Raw genomic sequence first — 15,743 nt, 5'->3', positions numbered from 1 at the left:
GGTGGGTGCGGGGGTGTGAAACCCCCGCGGATGCGGTGGGTGCGGGGGTGTGAAACCCCCGCGGATGCGGTGGGTGCGGGGGTGTGAAACCCCCGCGGATGCGGTGGGTGCGGGGGTGTGAAACCCCTCGCGGATGCGGCGAATACGGGAGGCAAAGCCTCTGCGGCACGCCGCCGGACCCGCAGCCGCCTTGCGGCAGGGCCTCGCGTCGATTATAGGGCAGGCAAGGCGGGGGACCGGCAATCAGCCGTGCCCCCTTTCGTGCATCCCGGAGGGCCCATGGCGCGGCGCAAGAAGATCTACGAAGGCAAGGCCAAGATCCTGTACGAGGGCCCGGAGCCGGGAACCCTTGTGCAGTATTTCAAGGACGAGGGCGTGACGCCCGAGTCCGGCGCGCCGGATGTGGTCGAAGGGCGCGGCGTGCTCAACAACCGGCTGTCGGAATTCTTCATGACCGGGCTGAACGCGATCGGCGTTCCGACCCACTTCATCCGCCGCATAAACATGCGCGAACAGCTGATCCGCGCGGTCGAGATCATTCCGCTGGCCGTTGTGGTGCGCAATTTCGCCGCCGGCTCGATGTCGGAACGTCTCGGCATCGCCGAGGGCACCGCCCTGCCGCGCCCGATCGTGGAGTTCTACTTCAAGGACGAGGCGCTCGGCGATCCCCTGGTCACCGAGGAACACGTGATCGCCTTCGGCTGGGCCGGGCAGCAGGATCTCGACGACATGGTCGCGTTGGCGCTGCGGGTGAACGACTTCCTGTCGGGGGTGATGATGGGCGTGGGGATCCGGCTCGTGGATTTCCGCATCGAGGTCGGGCGGATCTGGGAGGGCGATTACCAGCGCCTGATCGTCGCCGACGAGATCAGCCCCGACAGCTGCCGGCTGTGGGACATGCGCACGGGCGAGCGGTACGGCAAGGATGCCGGCACCGAGGATCCCGCGATGATGGCCGAGGCGCATGCCGAGGTGGCGCGCCGGCTCGGGGTGCTGCCGTCGAACGTGACCCACGCGACGAAACCGACACTGATCAACTGAGGGGATGGCCGATGAAGGCGCGGGTGCATGTGATGCTGAAGGCGGGGGTGCTCGATCCCCAGGGCGAGGCCGTGCGCCATGCGCTCGGCACGCTGGGGTTCGAGGGCGTGGAGGGCGTCCGCCAGGGCAAGGTGATCGAGATCGACCTGGCCGGCGACGACAAGGCGGGCGCCGAGGGCCAGGTCAAGGCGATGTGCGAGAAGCTGCTCGCCAATACCGTGATCGAGAAATACGACATCGAGATCGTCTGAGGCCTTCCCGGGCGCTGGCGCCTCGCCATCTGCCGCGCGCGGCGACGAGGAGCAGCGAAGCGCCCGACTAGGGCCGTTTTCACTGGTCGCGGCGCGCGAATTGCGCTATCGCGGCGGGCATATGGGCAGCAGCGGAGGGCGCGCGATGAAGGCGGCCGTGATCACCTTTCCGGGGTCCAATGCGGACCGGGATCTCGTCGTGGCCTTCGAGGCCGGCGGCGCCGAGGTCGCGCGGGTCTGGCACAAGGATACCGAGCTTCCCGAGGGCACCGACATCGTCGGCATTCCGGGCGGCTTCTCCTTCGGCGACTACCTGCGCTGCGGCGCGATCGCCGCGCGCTCGCCGATCATCGGCTCGGTCCTGCGCCACGCCGATCGCGGCGGCTACGTGCTGGGCATCTGCAACGGCTTCCAGGTGCTGACCGAGACCGGTCTGCTGCCCGGTGCCCTGATGCGCAATGCCGGGCTGAAATTCATCAGCAAGATGGTGGACCTCAACGTCACCACCGCGGCCTCGGCCTTCACCGGCGGCTGGCAGGCGGAGGAGGTGGTGCGCATCCCGGTGGCCCATCACGATGGCAACTACACGGTGACCGAGGATCAGCTCGCCCAGCTCAGGGACGAGGATCGCGTCGCCTTCACCTATGCCCGCAACCCCAACGGCTCGGTGGGCGACATCGCCGGCGTGCTGTCTGCCAACCGGCGCGTGCTGGGCATGATGCCGCATCCCGAACGCGCCATGGTCGCGGGTCATGGGAGTGTCGACGGCTCGGTGCTTTTCCGCGCGCTCGTGGGCGTGATGGCGCCGGCCTGATTGACGCACCGCGCACGGATGCTTGAGCACGGGGCCGCTCGCGCTGTATCTTCCGCGCCATGGCGCTGATCGAGGACACCAGAAACAAGGGGGGCAGGACACCGCAGCGGTTCAGCTGGCGGGTCCGGCTGGTCATCGGTGCCCTGATCGTGCTGGGCATGGGGGTGGTCTGGGTCACCAACACCTGGCTGACCCAGCGTTTCACCGAAACCACCCGCAACCGCGCCGAGTTGCGGCTTGCGCTCTATACCGGCAACGTGATGTCGGAGCTGCAGCGCAACTCGGTCGTGCCGCTGCTGCTGGCGCGCGACCCGTCGCTGGTCGAGGCGCTGACCTCGAACGATTATTCGGTCACCTCGCAGCGGCTGATCCTGCTGCAATCCGAGATCGGCGCCGCCTCGATCCTGCTGCTGGATCAGCAGGGCAAGGTGGTCGCCGCGACCGACCGCAACCGGATCGGCGAGAACCTGTCGAACGCGCCGCCCTTCGTCGAGGCGCAGCGCGCAAAGGATACCGTCTTCACCTCGACCCGGCGCGAGAGCGCGGGCTACGAGTTCACCTTCTCGCGCTCGGTCCTCGACGACAAGAAGCCGGTGGGCGTGATCGTGGTCGAGGTCGATCTGATGAAGTTCGAAAGGGCCTGGGCGGGCTTTGCCGATGCCGTGGCCGTGGTGAATACCGCGGGCACGATCATCCTGTCGACCGAACCCTCGTGGCGCGGTCTGACGATGAAGCAGGCGCTCGAGGTGCGCGATGCGCCCTCGGCGATCGAGCGCGCGATCAAGGCCACCGCCGACTGGGCGCAATTCCCGCCGGACGCTTATGTTCATGGCGAAGGGGTGATGAGCAACGAGGCCAAGATCCCGTTCCGGGGATGGAAGCTCATCGCCTTCACCCGCTACGATTCGATCCGCGAGCGGGTGAACGCCTTCCTGGCGCTGGAGATCATGGGCTTTGCCATCCTTCTGGCGCTTACCTTCTACATGCTGTCGCGCAAGGCCTGGTCCCGGTCGATCCTGTTCCAGCAGGAATCGGCAGAGCTTCGCCTGTTGAACGCCCGTCTCCAGCGGGAAATCGCCGAGCGCGAGAAGGTCCAGAAGGACCTTGCGGTGGCCGAACAGACCCTTGCGCAATCCTCGAAGCTGGCCGCCCTGGGCGAGATGTCGGCCGCCGTCAGCCACGAGCTGAACCAGCCCCTGGCCGCGATGAAGACCTACCTTGCCGGCGCGCGTCTCCTTCTTCAGCGCAAGCGGCCGGACGAGGCGTTGTCCTCGTTCCAGCGGATCGACGACCTGATCGAGCGGATGGGGGCGATCACGCGTCAGCTGAAAAGCTATGCCCGCAAGGGCGGTGAGGCGTTCGAGCCTGTGGACATGAGGGTTTCCGTCTCTTCGGCGCTGTCGATGATGGAGCCCCAGCTCAAGCACAAGGTGATCAAGATCGCCCGCACCCTGCCGCGCCAGCCGGTGATGGTGATGGCCGACCGGGTGCGTCTGGAGCAGGTGATCATCAACCTGCTGCGCAACGCGCTCGACGCGATCAAGGACGCGCGCGAGCCGCAGATCGACCTGCTTTTGACGGCCGGCGAGACGGCGACCCTGACGGTGCGCGATAACGGCCACGGCATTGCCGATCTCGAGAATTTGTTTGAACCTTTCTATACTACCAAGCGTCCGGGAGAGGGCGTTGGCCTGGGGCTTGCCATTTCGTCGGGGATCGTGAACGACCTCGGCGGCAGGCTCACGGCGCACAACGCCGAGGGCGGGGGGGCTGTTTTCGAAGTCCAGCTCCCCATATTGAACAAGAAGGCCGAAGCAGCCGAGTGAGGTGACATGACGCGCGCCATGAAGATCGCGATCGTCGATGACGAACAGGATATGCGGCAGTCGATCAGCCAGTGGCTGGCGTTGTCGGGTTTTGACACCGTGGCCTATCCATCGGCCGAAGAGGCGCTCAAGGCCATCCAGGCGGATTTCGCAGGTGTTGTGGTGAGTGACATCAAGATGCCGGGGATGGATGGCATGGCCTTCCTGAAGCGGCTGATGAGCATGGATTCGTCACTGCCGGTGATCATGATCACCGGGCATGGCGACGTGCCGATGGCGGTGGAGGCGATGCGCCTGGGCGCCTACGATTTCCTTGAAAAGCCGTTCAACCCCGACCGCATGATCGAGCTTGCCAAGCGCGCGACACAGCTGCGCCGGCTGACCCTCGACAACCGTGCGCTGCGGCGCGAGCTGTCGGACGGCACCGTGCTGATGAAGAAGCTGATCGGCTCGTCCCCGGTGATGGAACGGCTGCGCGAGGATATTCTCGACCTTGGCCAGGCCGACGGCCACGTGCTGATCGACGGTGAGACGGGGACGGGCAAGACCCTCGTGGCGCATGCGCTGCATGCCGTGGGGCCGCGGGCGGGCAAGAAGTTCGTTTCGATCTCCTGCGCCGCCTATGCCGAGGACGAGCTGGCCACGCGCCTCTTCGGGCCGACCGAGGAAGGCATGGGCCTGCCGCATGTCGAGGAGGCCCGAGGCGGCACGCTCTGCCTCGAGGATATCGAGGCGCTGAGCCAGGGGATGCAGGCGCGCCTGCTGACCTTCATCAACGACCAGGGCACTCCGGCCGAAACCCGCATCGTCGCGATCTGCAACGAACACGCGCAGGGCAAGACGGTCGAGGATGCGCTGCGCCCCGACCTCTACTATCGCCTCGCCGCGCTGAAGATCACGCTGCCGCCCCTCAGGACGCGGGGCGAGGATATCCTGACGCTCTTCACCCGCCTGACCGAGCAGTTCGCCGAGGAATATGGCTGCGAGGCGCCGGAGCTGACCGCGCAGGAGGCGGCGCAGCTTCTGCAGGCGCCGTGGCCCGGGAACGTGCGCCAACTGGTGAACGTGGCCGAGCGCGCAGTTCTGCAGAACCGTCGCGGCTCCGGCTCCATCACCTCGCTCCTCATGCCCGAAGACGACACGCAGGCCCCCGCGATGACGACCGAGGGCAAGCCGCTCAAGGAATACGTCGAGGCGTTCGAGCGGATGCTGATCGACAACACCATGCGGCGCCACAAGGGCTCTATCGTCGGTGTGATGGAAGAGCTTTGCCTGCCGCGCCGGACGCTGAACGAGAAGATGGCGAAATACGGTCTGACCCGGGCCGATTACGTCTGACCCCGGGGCAAACCCTGTTGCCGATGCGGGCGCCTCCCTTCGGGGACGGCGCCCGTTGCATTTCGCGGCGCAGGACAGGGCCCTGACGCGTGCAGATCCCTGACACCCGGGGCCGTTCTGCCATGCCGCGGGCCTGCTGCCGGGGCCGGCCAGCGTCAGGGCCGATGCCCGGTATTCGTGCCGCACGGACCGGGACAGCTCGAACCCGAGACATTTCCCATTGTGTTTTATCCCCAAGCGCAGCTATGGTCATCTTTATGCGCACATGCATCCTCCGGGTGTACGGCGCTCACCAGTTTCGCTGCTGCCTCGGACGCCGGGTGCCTAACCCGGGCGCGAGGAGTCAGCAGGCCGATGGGCCGAAAGGCCGAAATTTGCCCGCCAAGTCACTGACAACACGGGCTTTTCACATGGGTCCCCGCTCGGGTGCCCGGAACAGGACCGCGATGGACCGCCAAGGCAGGATGTTGCAGGCAGAGGGCCGGCCGATGGGCCGCGACACCGCCCCGCGACACGTCTTGCCGGTGGCCCCGCTCGCCACAACAAGTCACCCCTCACGCTCCGCTGCGCCGCCGGGACAAAGGGCCGCAAGCCCGTCCCGGAGCCGTGTCGTGCCGTGCGGGTGCAACGGAAGACAATGGCTAAGAAGATGCTTATCGACGCCACCCACGCGGAGGAAACCCGCGTCGTGGTGGTGGATGGAAACAAGGTCGAAGAATTCGATTTCGAGACCGCGGCAAAGCGACAGCTCGCCGGCAACATCTACCTTGCAAAGGTAACGCGGGTCGAACCGTCGCTGCAGGCGGCCTTCGTGGACTATGGCGGAAACCGCCATGGTTTCCTCGCCTTCTCGGAAATCCACCCGGATTATTACCAGATCCCCACCGCCGACCGGCAGGCCCTGCTCGAGGAAGAGCGCGCCTATGCCCGCCAGCAGGACGAGGACGAGACCGAGAAGAAATCCTCGTCGCGCAAGCGCCGCTCGCGCAGCCGCAAATCCTCGAAGCCCGAGGCCGTGGCCAGCGATGACGCCGTCGAGACGGCTGAGGTCGAAGCCGCCGAAGGCAACGACATCGCCGGTATGGGCGTCGTCGACCTGGGCGAGGACACCGGCGCAGATGCCCTCTTCACCGACGAGGCGGGCACGGACGATGGTCACGACCACGGGCACGACCACGACGATGATGAGGACGGGGCCGAGGATGCTTCGGACAAGGACACCGAGATCGAGTCGGTGGCCGAAGAGGACGTGGCCGAGGAAATCCGCCAGCCGCGCAAACCCCGGCCGCGCAAGTACAAGATCCAGGAAGTCGTCAAGGTCCGGCAGATCATGCTGGTCCAGGTCGTGAAGGAAGAGCGCGGAAACAAGGGCGCCGCGCTGACGACCTACCTGTCGCTGGCGGGCCGTTACTGCGTGCTCATGCCCAACACCGCGCGCGGTGGCGGGATCAGCCGCAAGATCACCCAGGCCGCCGACCGCAAGAAGCTCAAGGAAATCGCGTCGGAGATCGAGGTGCCGGAAGGCGCCGGCCTGATCATCCGCACGGCCGGTGCCAAGCGCACCAAGGCCGAGATCAAGCGCGATTATGAATACCTGATGCGGATGTGGGAACAGATCCGCGATCTGACCCTGAAATCCATCGCGCCGGCCCCGATCTACGAGGAAGGCAACCTGATCAAGCGGTCTATCCGCGACCTCTACAACCGCGACATCGACGAGGTTCTGGTCGAGGGTGGCGAAGGCTACCGCGTGGCCAAGGACTTCATGAAGATGATCATGCCGTCCCACGCGAAGAACGTGAAGCAATACGCTGATCCGCTGCCGCTTTTCGCGCGCTACCAGGTCGAGACGTACCTGGGCGGAATGTTCAATCCGGTGGTGCAGCTGAAATCCGGCGGTTACATCGTGATCGGCGTGACCGAGGCGCTTGTGGCGATCGATGTGAACTCCGGCCGGGCCACCAAGGAAGGCTCGATCGAGGATACGGCGACCAAGACCAACCTCGAGGCCGCGGAAGAGATCGCGCGCCAGCTGCGCCTGCGCGACCTTGCCGGCCTGATCGTCATCGACTTCATCGACATGGAAGAGCGCAAGAACAACGCCGCCGTCGAGAAGAAGCTCAAGGACAAGCTCAAGACCGACCGCGCCCGCATCCAGGTGGGTCGGATCTCGGGCTTCGGCCTCTTGGAGATGTCGCGCCAGCGTCTGCGCCCGGGGATGCTCGAATCCACCACCCAGCCCTGCGCCCATTGCCACGGCACCGGCCTGATCCGTTCGGACGACAGCCTCGCGCTGCAGATTCTGCGCGCGCTGGAGGAAGAGGGGACCCGTAAGCGGTCGAAGGAGGTGCTGCTGAAGGCGCCGATCGCGATCGTCAATTTCCTGATGAACCAGAAGCGCGAGCATATCGCGCAGATCGAGGCGCGTTACGGCATGTCCGTGCGCATCGAGGCCGATCCGTCGCTGATCAGCCCCGACTTCACCATCGAGAAGTTCAAGACCGCGACCCGCGTGGTCGAGCTGGCGCCGGTGGTGTCGATCGACACCTCGGTCATGCCCGACCTCGAGGAAGAGGACGAGGATGATATCGTCGAGGCGGAGGACGAAGCCGAGGAGGCGGCGGAGGAGTCCCGTGACGACACGCGCGAGGAAAGCCGTGAGGATGGCGAGGGGCAACCGACCAAGAAGAAGCGTCGTCGCCGGCGGCGGCGGCGTGGCGGTGGCAACGGCCAGAACGGTGGCGCGGAGCAAGGTCAGGACGGCGACGAGGCCGGGGACGCCGACGCTGGGGAAACGGAAGCCGCAGGAACGGCCGACGACGCCCCGGTGACGCCGGAACCGGCGCCCGTGACGACCGCGGAGCCGGTTGCCGAGGCCCCGGCAGAAGAGGCTCCGGCCGCCGAGGCTCCGGACGCGGCCGCGGAAGCGACCCCTGAAACGACCGCGGAAGTGACTGGGGAAGAGGCCCCCAAGAAGAAGACCGTCTCGCGGTCGTCTCGGAGCCGCTCCAAGAAGAAGGTCGAGGCAGCCGAGACCACGGCTGACGGTGCCGCCACGGTGAGCGCCGAAAGCGAGGCAACCGACGCCACGCCCGAGGTGGCATCGGAAGCGCCGAAGAAAAAGCCCTCGAGCCGGTCGAGATCCTCGACGGCCAAGTCGGCGGCGTCGAAATCCGCGCCGAAGTCGACCGGGTCCAAGGCGGCCAAAGAAGGCGAAGAGGCAGCCGAGGGCGAGAAGCCGGTCAAGGCCCGTTCGACGCGCAGCCGCGCGAAGAAAAAGGTCGAGGAGGCGGCCCCTGCCGCGGAGGAGACCCCGGTTGAGGCTCCGGTGGCGGAGACGCCCGCCCCCGCGCCGGAACCGGCCCCCGCGCCCGCGGCGTCCGAGCCTGCGGCTGAACCCGCGCCGCAGCCGACGCCGGAACCGGCCCCCGCCGGGGCCGAGCCGGAAGAGGACGGCCGTCCCAAGCGCACCGGCTGGTGGTCGCGCTGAGGCGCCGCCACAGTGTCGAGATGATCGAAACGCCGGGGTTTTCCCCGGCGTTTCCCGTTTCGGGGATGTTCGCGCCGTCTCGGTTGAGAGGGCGTTCAGGCGCCCCGGCGGATCAGGCAGATAACCGCCCCGCCGTCGCGCGCGACCGAGACGAGGTCATGCCCGGCCTGGGCACAGAAGACGGGCAGGTCGATCTCGGCCGCGGGATCGGTAGTGCGCACCCTGAGCAGCGCGCCAGGCGCCAGCGCCGCAAGCCGCTTGCGGGTCTTCAGGACGGGGAGCGGGCACAGCAGCCCCTCGGCGTCCAGCTCCTCGATCCTCTCGTCCATCCCCGCGGCATAGGCGCGCGCGCAGCGCCTGTCCACGCATTTGTCAGCCGCGGCAGGGTGACGGCGCGCGCCGGCTGGGCTAAAGCCTGCAGGACAAGCCGGAAGGATGACGAGTGAGATGGCCGGATTCGATCTGATCGACGCAAGCCTGCTGCCCGCCATGGCGATCGCGCTGATGGCGGGGGTGCTGTCGTTCCTCAGCCCCTGCGTGCTGCCGATCGTGCCGCCGTACCTTGCCTACATGGGCGGGATCTCGGTGACCGAGCTGCAGGGCCGCGACGGCAGCAGGCGCAGCGCCGTGCCCGCGGCGGTCGGCTTCGTGCTGGGGCTTTCCACGGTCTTCCTGTTCCTTGGCTTCGCCGCCTCGGCCTTCGGTGCCTTCTTCCTGTCGAACGCGCGGATCTTCTCGACGCTGGCGGGGGTGATCGTGATGGTCTTCGGGGCGCATTTCGTGGGCGTCTTCCGCATCCCCTTCCTCGACCGCGAGATGCGGCTGCACGCGGGCGACCGCGGCGGCTCGGTGCTGGGCGCCTACGTGCTGGGGCTTGCCTTCGCCTTCGGCTGGACGCCGTGCATCGGCCCGCAGCTGGGCGCCATCCTGTCGCTTGCCGCGCAGGAGGCCAACGTCGCCCGGGGCACTTTCCTGCTGGCGGTCTATGCGCTGGGGCTGGGCATTCCGTTCCTGCTGGTCGCGGCCTTCTTTCCGCGGTTGCACGGCTTCATGGCCTGGATGAAACGGCACATGGAACGGATCGAGCGGATCATGGGCCTGCTTCTGTGGACCATCGGCCTTCTGATGCTGACCGGGGGGCTGTCGTCCTTCTCCTACTGGCTGCTCGAGAGCTTCCCGGGGCTGGCACAGCTGGGCTGATCTCGGCCCCCGGAGGGGCGTGCGGGCCCCTATGTACCCGCTGGCCTTGCCGGAACCTTACTTTCGCCCGAAACCCGGGCTATCGTCGGCCGGGTGACGAGGATCAAGCAGATGGCCGAGGTCGAACAGGGCAGGGTGGCGCGGCGCCGGGTGTTCTACATTCCCGGCTACGATCCCATTCATCCCCGCCGCTACCGGGAGCTTTACCGCAAGGAAAGCGCGGCGCAGGCGGCGCTTTCGGGTTACCGGGTCAAGATCGCGCCGCGGCGCTCTCCGGAACGCGGGCAGGGCGGCTATGGCTGGTTCGTCGACGCCACGATCGACGGCGCCGAGGTGGAGGCCGAGGTCGACGTTCTGGTCTGGTCCGACATCGTGCGCCAGTCGATGGCGCAGGGCATCGCCGCGACCTACTGGCAACTGGTGCGTACCGCCTGGATCTACATCGCCTCGGGGGCGCTATGGCGGCTGATGGGGCTGCGCAAGGGGCCGATCATCGCCGCGCTCTACCCGGTCTTCATGCTGATCGCGCAGCTCGTGCTGGCCGTGGGCCTTGGGTGGATGGTCGGGGCGTTGGTTGCGCTGGTGCTGCCCGCCTGGGCTGGCTGGATTGCGGCGATCGTCGTCATTCCCATGGTGCTGCACTGGTTCCGCGCGCGTGACGGCAAGCTTTTCGCCTATTACCTGATGCACGACTATGCCTATTCCGCCCGCACGGGCGGCGCCAACCCGCCGGAACTGGAGGCGCGGATGACGGCCTTCCGCCTGACCCTGGCCGAGGCGCTGGCCGGCGATTTCGACGAGGTGCTGGTGGTCGGCCATTCCTCGGGCGCGCATCTGGGAGTGTCGATCCTCGCCGACCTGATCCGCGACGGGTTGCCCCGGAACGAAAGGGTGGGCGGGCCGCCGGTGCTATCGTTCCTGACGCTGGGCCAGGTGGTGCCGATGGTGTCGTTCCTGCCACGGGCCGACAGGCTGCGCGCCGACCTCAACTACCTTTCTGCCCGGGACGAGATCGCCTGGGTCGACATCACCGCGCCGGGTGACGGATGCGCCTTCGCGCTCTGCGATCCGGTGGCGGTGTCGGGGGTGGCGCCGGAGGGGAAGCGCTGGCCGCTGGTGCTTTCGGCCGCCTTCACCCAGACGCTGTCGCCCGCGCGGTGGAAGGCGCTGCGCTGGCGCTTCTTCCGGCTGCATTTCCAGTATCTCTGCGCCTTCGACCGGCCCGATCACTACGATTACTTCAAGATCACCGCTGGCCCGCTTACCCTGGGTGCGCGCTACGCCGGCTGGGAACCCTCGCGCAGCCGGATCGAGCGCCCGCGCTCGCGTCACACCTCGATGGCGGCATGAGCCTTTCTGACGCAGGGCAGGATCGGGACGGGGCAGGCGCTGCGCGCTGCCCCGTGTCCCATGCGCCCGACGCCGATCCCCGGGGTCATGGAGAGCGGGGACCGGTTCCGCCAAAGCCCATCCCGCGGCCCGACAAGGTTTCGCTCCTGCGGTATCTGAAGCTGTTCCGGCAGGATATCCTCTCGGCCCAGCCCGCACGCCTCTACCGCGCCTGGATGGCCGAGTTCCGCACCCCGTTCTTCCGCAGCTACATGTGCAATGATCCGGCACTGGTCGATCTGGTGCTGAAGACCCGGCCGAAGGACTTCCCGAAATCCGACCGAATCCGCGAGGGGCTGCGCCCCCTCCTGCGCGACAGCGTCTTCGTCACCAACGGGGAGACATGGGCCCGCCAGCGCCGCATCATCGACCCGGCGTTCGAGGGCGGGCGCCTGCGCGATACATTCCCCGCGATGTGGCAGGCGGGCCTTGCCTGTGTTGCCCGTCTCGGCATGAAGACCGGCGCGGAAGAGATTGAAATAGAGGAGGAAACCTCGCATGTCGCGGCTGATGTGATCTTCCGCACCCTGTTCTCGATCCCGATCGAACACGAGGTTGCCGGCGCCGTGTTCCATGAGTTTCGCGCCCACCAGAGGGCCTCGCCGGTGGTCAACCTGGGTGCCTTCCTGCCGCTGCCGCGCTGGGTTCCGCGCTTTCATTCCCGGGCCACGAAGCGCACGGCGGCGCGGATCCGCCGCCTGATCGAGGGGCTGACCACGGCCCGTGCCGCCGAGATTGCGGCGGGCACCGCGCCGGACGACCTTGTCACCAAGATCATGACGACGCCTGATCCGCAGACCGGCGCCTGTTTCGATACGTCGGAGATGGTCGATCAGGTCGCGATCTTCTTCCTCGCCGGGCACGAGACCTCGGCCTCCTCGCTGGGTTGGGCCCTCTATCTGCTGGCGCAGAACCCCGGTTGGCAGGACCGGGTCGCGGCCGAGGCGCAACACGTTCTGGATGACGAAAGCCCAGACTTTTCAATGCTCAGCGGGCTGAAGCTCAGCCGCGCCGTGTTCCGCGAGGCGATGCGCCTGTACCCCCCGGTGCCGATGTTCGTGCGCGAGGCGACGAGGGGTGAGATGTTCCGCGACCGGCCCGTCGCGCCGGGGGCGCAGGTGGTGATTTCGCCGTGGCACCTGCACCGGCATGAGCGGCTGTGGGACAATCCCGACGGCTTCGATCCCGGCCGGTGGGAGACGGAAAACGGGCGCGCCTGCCTGCGAAACGCCTATATCCCGTTCTCGACCGGGCCGCGCGTCTGTCCCGGTGCGGGCTTTGCCATGGCCGAGGGGCCGCTGCTCCTGTCGATGATCCTGCGGGACTTCCGGCTTGAGACGGCGGCGGGGCGCGAGCCGGTTCCTGTGGCGCATCTGACGGTGCGGTCGGCGGAAGGGATCTGGCTCAGGCTTTCCGCGCGAACGTGAATTGCGCGGATCGCGGCAGCGTGGTTTCGCTAGCGCCCAGCAGAGGCTTATTTCGGTGACATCATGGACAGACAGGGCCTGACGCGGCGGCTTTTCGTGGCGTCTGCCGGGGCGGGGGCGCTGGTGCCCGCGCTGGCAGCGCCGGCGGTGGCGCTGGGGCCGCGCGACTTCCTCGAGCCCCATATGCACCTGCAGGGGACGGGGGACGAAAGCCCGCGTGTCGCGCTGACCTTCGATGCCTGCGGCGGCGAGACCGATCACCGGATCCTCGATCTGCTGCTGGCGGAACGGATCCCGGCAACGATCTTCGTCGCCGGACCCTGGCTGCAACGCAACCGGCCGATCTTTGACCGCCTGGTGACGCGGCCCGACCTGTTCGAGATCGGCAATCACGGGCTGCATCATCACGCGGCGATCGACGAGGCGGTGAAGCTTTGGGGCGTGCCCGCGGCCGGATCGCCGCACGGGGTCGCGCTGGAGGTCGAGGGGGGCGCCGCGCTGATCGTGGCGGCAGGCGGGCTGCGGCCACGCTGGTTCCGTGGGGCGACCGCGCTTTACACCAGCGCGTCGATCCAGGAAATCGAGGGGCTGGGCTACCGTGTCGCCGGGTTCTCGATCAACGGCGATGACGGCGCAAGCCTGCCGGCCGCGCGGGTGGCGGCGAATTACCGGCGGGCGCAGGACGGGGCGGTTCTGATTTCGCACATCAACCACCCGGAGAAGCACGCGGGGGCGGGTGTCGCAGAGGGGATCCGTGCGTTGAAGGCACGCGGGATGGGATTCGTGCGGCTGTCGGAGACGGGGGTTAAGGTGACCGTGGCGGCATAGGCGGCCAAAAGTCTTCGAAGACTTTTGCAAATTCCTTCGAAGGAATTTGGCGCTAGCACAGAACGCGCACCGGAGATTGATTGCAGAAAATGACGAACTGCCCCGCGTTCTCGACCGCGTGGAAGCCGCGTCGGCGCAGTTCCGCCTCGAAGGTGCTTCGGCCGATGATCCGGTCGACGTCACGCACCTTACGCCGGACGATCCCGCCCTCGGCGGCTTCCTTGGCGGTGAAGATCTGGCGCAGCCAGACCCCGGGAACGATGGGAGCGGGCAGGTCTTTCATCCCGCGATCTTCGCAGGACAAGGTAAATGCACGGTTAACCGCGATAGTGGTTCAGCACGTAGACCCGGATCGCGGAGGCAAGGCCGCTCTCGACCCCGCGCGCCGCATCAATTTCGGCTGCCAGCTCATTGATACCCATGTCTTTTTTTGCGGCGATTTCGCGGAAGGCGCGCCAGAAGGCATCTTCGAGGGAAACGCTCGTGCGGTGGCCCTTGAGCGTCAGTGACCGCTTCACGGGGCGACCACCTCGGCCCGCACTCATTCGCGCTTCTTCCCGTCGAGATCGGCACGGTCCTTCTCGGTCCGCGCCGTCTCAAGTTTCTTCTCGGCCCTGGTGCGACCGAACTTCACCGCGTTCTCGTCCGCCCTGGCGCGGGCATCGGCCTTCGCCTTCGCCTTGCGCGCCTTGTTGAGGTTGACGAGATCCGCCATCTCAGTCCTTCGGGCCGATCATGTCCTCGGGGCGGACGATGCGGTCGAAGGTTTCCTCGTCGACGAAGCCAAGCGCCACGGCCTCTTCGCGCAGCGTGGTGCCGTTCTTGTGCGCGGTCTTGGCCACCTTGGTCGCGTTGTCATAGCCGATGGTCGGCGCCAGCGCCGTCACCAGCATCAGCGATTCCTTCATCAGCTTCTCGATCCGGGCCTCGTTCGCCTGGATGCCCACCACCATGTTGTCGGTGAAGGCCGAGGCGCTGTCGCCCAGAAGCTGCATGGATTGCAGGACGTTATAGCTCATCATCGGGTTGTAGACGTTCAATTCGAACGCGCCCTGAGAGCCGGCAAAGCCCACCGCCGCGTCGTTGCCCATGACATGGGCGCAGACCATGGTCAGCGCCTCGGCCTGGGTCGGGTTCACCTTGCCCGGCATGATCGAGGAGCCGGGCTCGTTCTCCGGCAGGATCAGCTCGCCCAGGCCCGAGCGGGGGCCCGAACCGAGGTAGCGGATGTCGTTCGCGATCTTGAAAAGGGAGGCCGCCACGGTCTTCAGCGCGCCCGAGAACATGACCATCGCGTCATGCGCGGCCAGCGCCTCGAACTTGTTCGGCGCGGTGACGAAAGGCAGATCGGTAATCGTCGCCATGTTGGCCGCCACCTGCTCGGCCCAGCCCTTCTTCGTGTTCAGGCCGGTGCCGACCGCGGTCCCGCCCTGCGCCAGTTCGTAGATGTCGCCGAGCGTGGCCTCGACCCGCTCGATCCCCTTCTTGACCTGGTGGGTGTAGCCCGAGAATTCCTGTCCCAGCGTCAGCGGCGTCGCATCCTGGGTGTGGGTGCGGCCGATCTTGATGATGTCCTTGAACTCGGTCGCCTTCGCGTCCAGCGCGTCGTGCAGCTTCTTCAGGCCCGGCAGCAGCACGTCGCGCGCCTGCATGGCGATCGCCACGTGCATGGCGGTGGGGAAGGTGTCGTTCGACGACTGGCCCATGTTGCAATGGTCGTTCGGGTGCACGGGCTTTTTCGAGCCCATCACGCCGCCCATCATCTCGATCGCGCGGTTACTGATCACCTCGTTCGCGTTCATGTTCGACTGGGTGCCCGACCCGGTCTGCCAGACGACCAGCGGGAAGTTGTCGTCGAACTTGCCCTCGATCACCTCGGTCGCGGCGGCGACGATCGCCTCGCCTACATCCTTGTCGATCGACCCGTTGGTCAGGTTCGCCTGCGCACAGGCCTTCTTGATGACACCCAGCGCGCGGATGATCGGCACCGGCTGCGTTTCCCAGCCGATCGGGAAGTTCAGGATGGAACGCTGGGTCTGCGCGCCCCAGTACTTGTCGGCGGGAACCTCGAGCGGGCCGAAGCTGTCGGTCTCGGTCCGGGTCTGGGTGTCGGTCATGTCGGCGGGCCTCATCTTGGGA

Annotated in this window: 15 protein-coding genes; 10 read left to right on the top strand and 5 right to left on the bottom strand. The window is 66.9% G+C overall.

Annotated features, from left to right (window positions below; all coding sequences use genetic code 11):
• Positions 1–279: 279 nt before the first annotated feature.
• From CVV76_RS10080 to CVV76_RS10055, 6 genes are all read left to right on the top strand, one after another.
• The gene (locus CVV76_RS10080) at positions 280–1,041 is read left to right on the top strand and encodes a phosphoribosylaminoimidazolesuccinocarboxamide synthase (protein WP_102224525.1); all 762 of its coding nucleotides are present in this window, start codon (positions 280–282) and stop codon (positions 1,039–1,041) included.
• Positions 1,042–1,052: 11 nt separating this feature from the next.
• On the top strand, positions 1,053–1,292 hold the full coding sequence (purS, locus tag CVV76_RS10075) for a phosphoribosylformylglycinamidine synthase subunit PurS (protein WP_102224524.1): 240 nt from the start codon (positions 1,053–1,055) through the stop codon (positions 1,290–1,292).
• A gap of 145 nt (positions 1,293–1,437) precedes the next feature.
• Entirely contained in the window at positions 1,438–2,106 is a 669-nt protein-coding gene (purQ, locus tag CVV76_RS10070) for a phosphoribosylformylglycinamidine synthase subunit PurQ (RefSeq protein WP_102224523.1), read from the top strand.
• 59 nt (positions 2,107–2,165) lie between these two features.
• On the top strand, positions 2,166–3,932 hold the full coding sequence (locus tag CVV76_RS10065) for a sensor histidine kinase (protein ID WP_102224522.1): 1,767 nt from the start codon (positions 2,166–2,168) through the stop codon (positions 3,930–3,932).
• A gap of 6 nt (positions 3,933–3,938) precedes the next feature.
• Positions 3,939–5,270 (top strand): sigma-54-dependent transcriptional regulator, encoded by a 1,332-nt coding sequence (locus CVV76_RS10060; RefSeq protein WP_102224521.1) that lies wholly within the window; start codon positions 3,939–3,941, stop codon positions 5,268–5,270.
• 637 nt (positions 5,271–5,907) lie between these two features.
• Positions 5,908–8,760: an Rne/Rng family ribonuclease gene (locus CVV76_RS10055; protein WP_102224520.1), complete on the top strand. Its 2,853-nt coding sequence runs from the start codon at positions 5,908–5,910 to the stop codon at positions 8,758–8,760.
• 95 nt (positions 8,761–8,855) lie between these two features.
• On the opposite strand, the gene CVV76_RS10050 is transcribed toward CVV76_RS10055, so the two are convergent.
• Positions 8,856–9,089 carry a sulfurtransferase TusA family protein gene (locus CVV76_RS10050; RefSeq protein ID WP_102224519.1) on the bottom strand — a complete coding sequence of 78 codons (234 nt, stop codon included), beginning with the start codon at positions 9,087–9,089 and terminating at the stop codon, positions 8,856–8,858.
• A 118-nt stretch (positions 9,090–9,207) separates the two neighbouring features.
• Here CVV76_RS10050 and CVV76_RS10045 point away from each other — a divergent pair, with 118 nt between their 5' ends.
• From CVV76_RS10045 to CVV76_RS10030, 4 genes are all read left to right on the top strand, one after another.
• Positions 9,208–9,960 (top strand): cytochrome c biogenesis CcdA family protein, encoded by a 753-nt coding sequence (locus tag CVV76_RS10045; protein WP_102224518.1) that lies wholly within the window; start codon positions 9,208–9,210, stop codon positions 9,958–9,960.
• 111 nt (positions 9,961–10,071) lie between these two features.
• Positions 10,072–11,310 carry a hypothetical protein gene (locus tag CVV76_RS10040; RefSeq protein ID WP_102224517.1) on the top strand — a complete coding sequence of 413 codons (1,239 nt, stop codon included), beginning with the start codon at positions 10,072–10,074 and terminating at the stop codon, positions 11,308–11,310.
• Positions 11,307–12,776, top strand: a complete 1,470-nt coding sequence (locus tag CVV76_RS10035) for a cytochrome P450 (RefSeq protein ID WP_102224516.1) — start codon at positions 11,307–11,309, stop codon at positions 12,774–12,776. Before CVV76_RS10040 ends, CVV76_RS10035 begins: the two co-directional genes overlap by 4 nt.
• 63 nt (positions 12,777–12,839) lie before the next feature.
• A complete protein-coding gene (locus CVV76_RS10030; protein WP_102224515.1) occupies positions 12,840–13,604 on the top strand; it encodes a polysaccharide deacetylase family protein in 765 nt (254 codons plus the stop codon).
• A gap of 52 nt (positions 13,605–13,656) precedes the next feature.
• On the opposite strand, the gene CVV76_RS10025 is transcribed toward CVV76_RS10030, so the two are convergent.
• Genes CVV76_RS10025 through fumC form a run of 4 tightly spaced genes read right to left on the bottom strand, consistent with a single transcriptional unit; the run spans position 13,657 to position 15,721 of the window.
• Complete coding sequence (locus tag CVV76_RS10025) at positions 13,657–13,887, bottom strand: N-(5'-phosphoribosyl)anthranilate isomerase (RefSeq protein WP_102224514.1); 231 nt, start codon at positions 13,885–13,887, stop codon at positions 13,657–13,659.
• 34 nt (positions 13,888–13,921) lie between these two features.
• Positions 13,922–14,149 (bottom strand): ribbon-helix-helix domain-containing protein, encoded by a 228-nt coding sequence (locus tag CVV76_RS10020; RefSeq protein ID WP_102224513.1) that lies wholly within the window; start codon positions 14,147–14,149, stop codon positions 13,922–13,924.
• On the bottom strand, positions 14,146–14,319 hold the full coding sequence (locus CVV76_RS10015) for a DUF4169 family protein (RefSeq protein ID WP_102224512.1): 174 nt from the start codon (positions 14,317–14,319) through the stop codon (positions 14,146–14,148). The genes CVV76_RS10020 and CVV76_RS10015 overlap by 4 nt, the downstream gene beginning before the upstream one ends.
• 1 nt (position 14,320) lies before the next feature.
• Positions 14,321–15,721 (bottom strand): class II fumarate hydratase, encoded by a 1,401-nt coding sequence (gene fumC, locus CVV76_RS10010; protein ID WP_102224511.1) that lies wholly within the window; start codon positions 15,719–15,721, stop codon positions 14,321–14,323.
• Between the last annotated feature and the right edge of the window lie 22 nt (positions 15,722–15,743).

Source organism: Acidimangrovimonas sediminis, assembly GCF_002871005.1.
Classification (GTDB): Bacteria; Pseudomonadota; Alphaproteobacteria; order Rhodobacterales; family Rhodobacteraceae; genus Acidimangrovimonas; species Acidimangrovimonas sediminis.
The sequence above is the reverse complement of the archived record's forward strand: the minus strand, read 5'-3'. Positions and strand labels throughout refer to the sequence as shown.

Coding starts and splice junctions, on each gene's coding strand:
- CVV76_RS10080 (WP_102224525.1), top strand. CDS start 280: ATGGCGCGGCGCAAGAAGATCTACGAAGGCAAGGCCAAGATCCTGTAC.
- purS (WP_102224524.1), top strand. CDS start 1,053: ATGAAGGCGCGGGTGCATGTGATGCTGAAGGCGGGGGTGCTCGATCCC.
- purQ (WP_102224523.1), top strand. CDS start 1,438: ATGAAGGCGGCCGTGATCACCTTTCCGGGGTCCAATGCGGACCGGGAT.
- CVV76_RS10065 (WP_102224522.1), top strand. CDS start 2,166: ATGGCGCTGATCGAGGACACCAGAAACAAGGGGGGCAGGACACCGCAG.
- CVV76_RS10060 (WP_102224521.1), top strand. CDS start 3,939: ATGACGCGCGCCATGAAGATCGCGATCGTCGATGACGAACAGGATATG.
- CVV76_RS10055 (WP_102224520.1), top strand. CDS start 5,908: ATGGCTAAGAAGATGCTTATCGACGCCACCCACGCGGAGGAAACCCGC.
- CVV76_RS10050 (WP_102224519.1), bottom strand. CDS start 9,089: ATGGACGAGAGGATCGAGGAGCTGGACGCCGAGGGGCTGCTGTGCCCG.
- CVV76_RS10045 (WP_102224518.1), top strand. CDS start 9,208: ATGGCCGGATTCGATCTGATCGACGCAAGCCTGCTGCCCGCCATGGCG.
- CVV76_RS10040 (WP_102224517.1), top strand. CDS start 10,072: ATGGCCGAGGTCGAACAGGGCAGGGTGGCGCGGCGCCGGGTGTTCTAC.
- CVV76_RS10035 (WP_102224516.1), top strand. CDS start 11,307: ATGAGCCTTTCTGACGCAGGGCAGGATCGGGACGGGGCAGGCGCTGCG.
- CVV76_RS10030 (WP_102224515.1), top strand. CDS start 12,840: ATGGACAGACAGGGCCTGACGCGGCGGCTTTTCGTGGCGTCTGCCGGG.
- CVV76_RS10025 (WP_102224514.1), bottom strand. CDS start 13,887: ATGAAAGACCTGCCCGCTCCCATCGTTCCCGGGGTCTGGCTGCGCCAG.
- CVV76_RS10020 (WP_102224513.1), bottom strand. CDS start 14,149: ATGAGTGCGGGCCGAGGTGGTCGCCCCGTGAAGCGGTCACTGACGCTC.
- CVV76_RS10015 (WP_102224512.1), bottom strand. CDS start 14,319: ATGGCGGATCTCGTCAACCTCAACAAGGCGCGCAAGGCGAAGGCGAAG.
- fumC (WP_102224511.1), bottom strand. CDS start 15,721: ATGACCGACACCCAGACCCGGACCGAGACCGACAGCTTCGGCCCGCTC.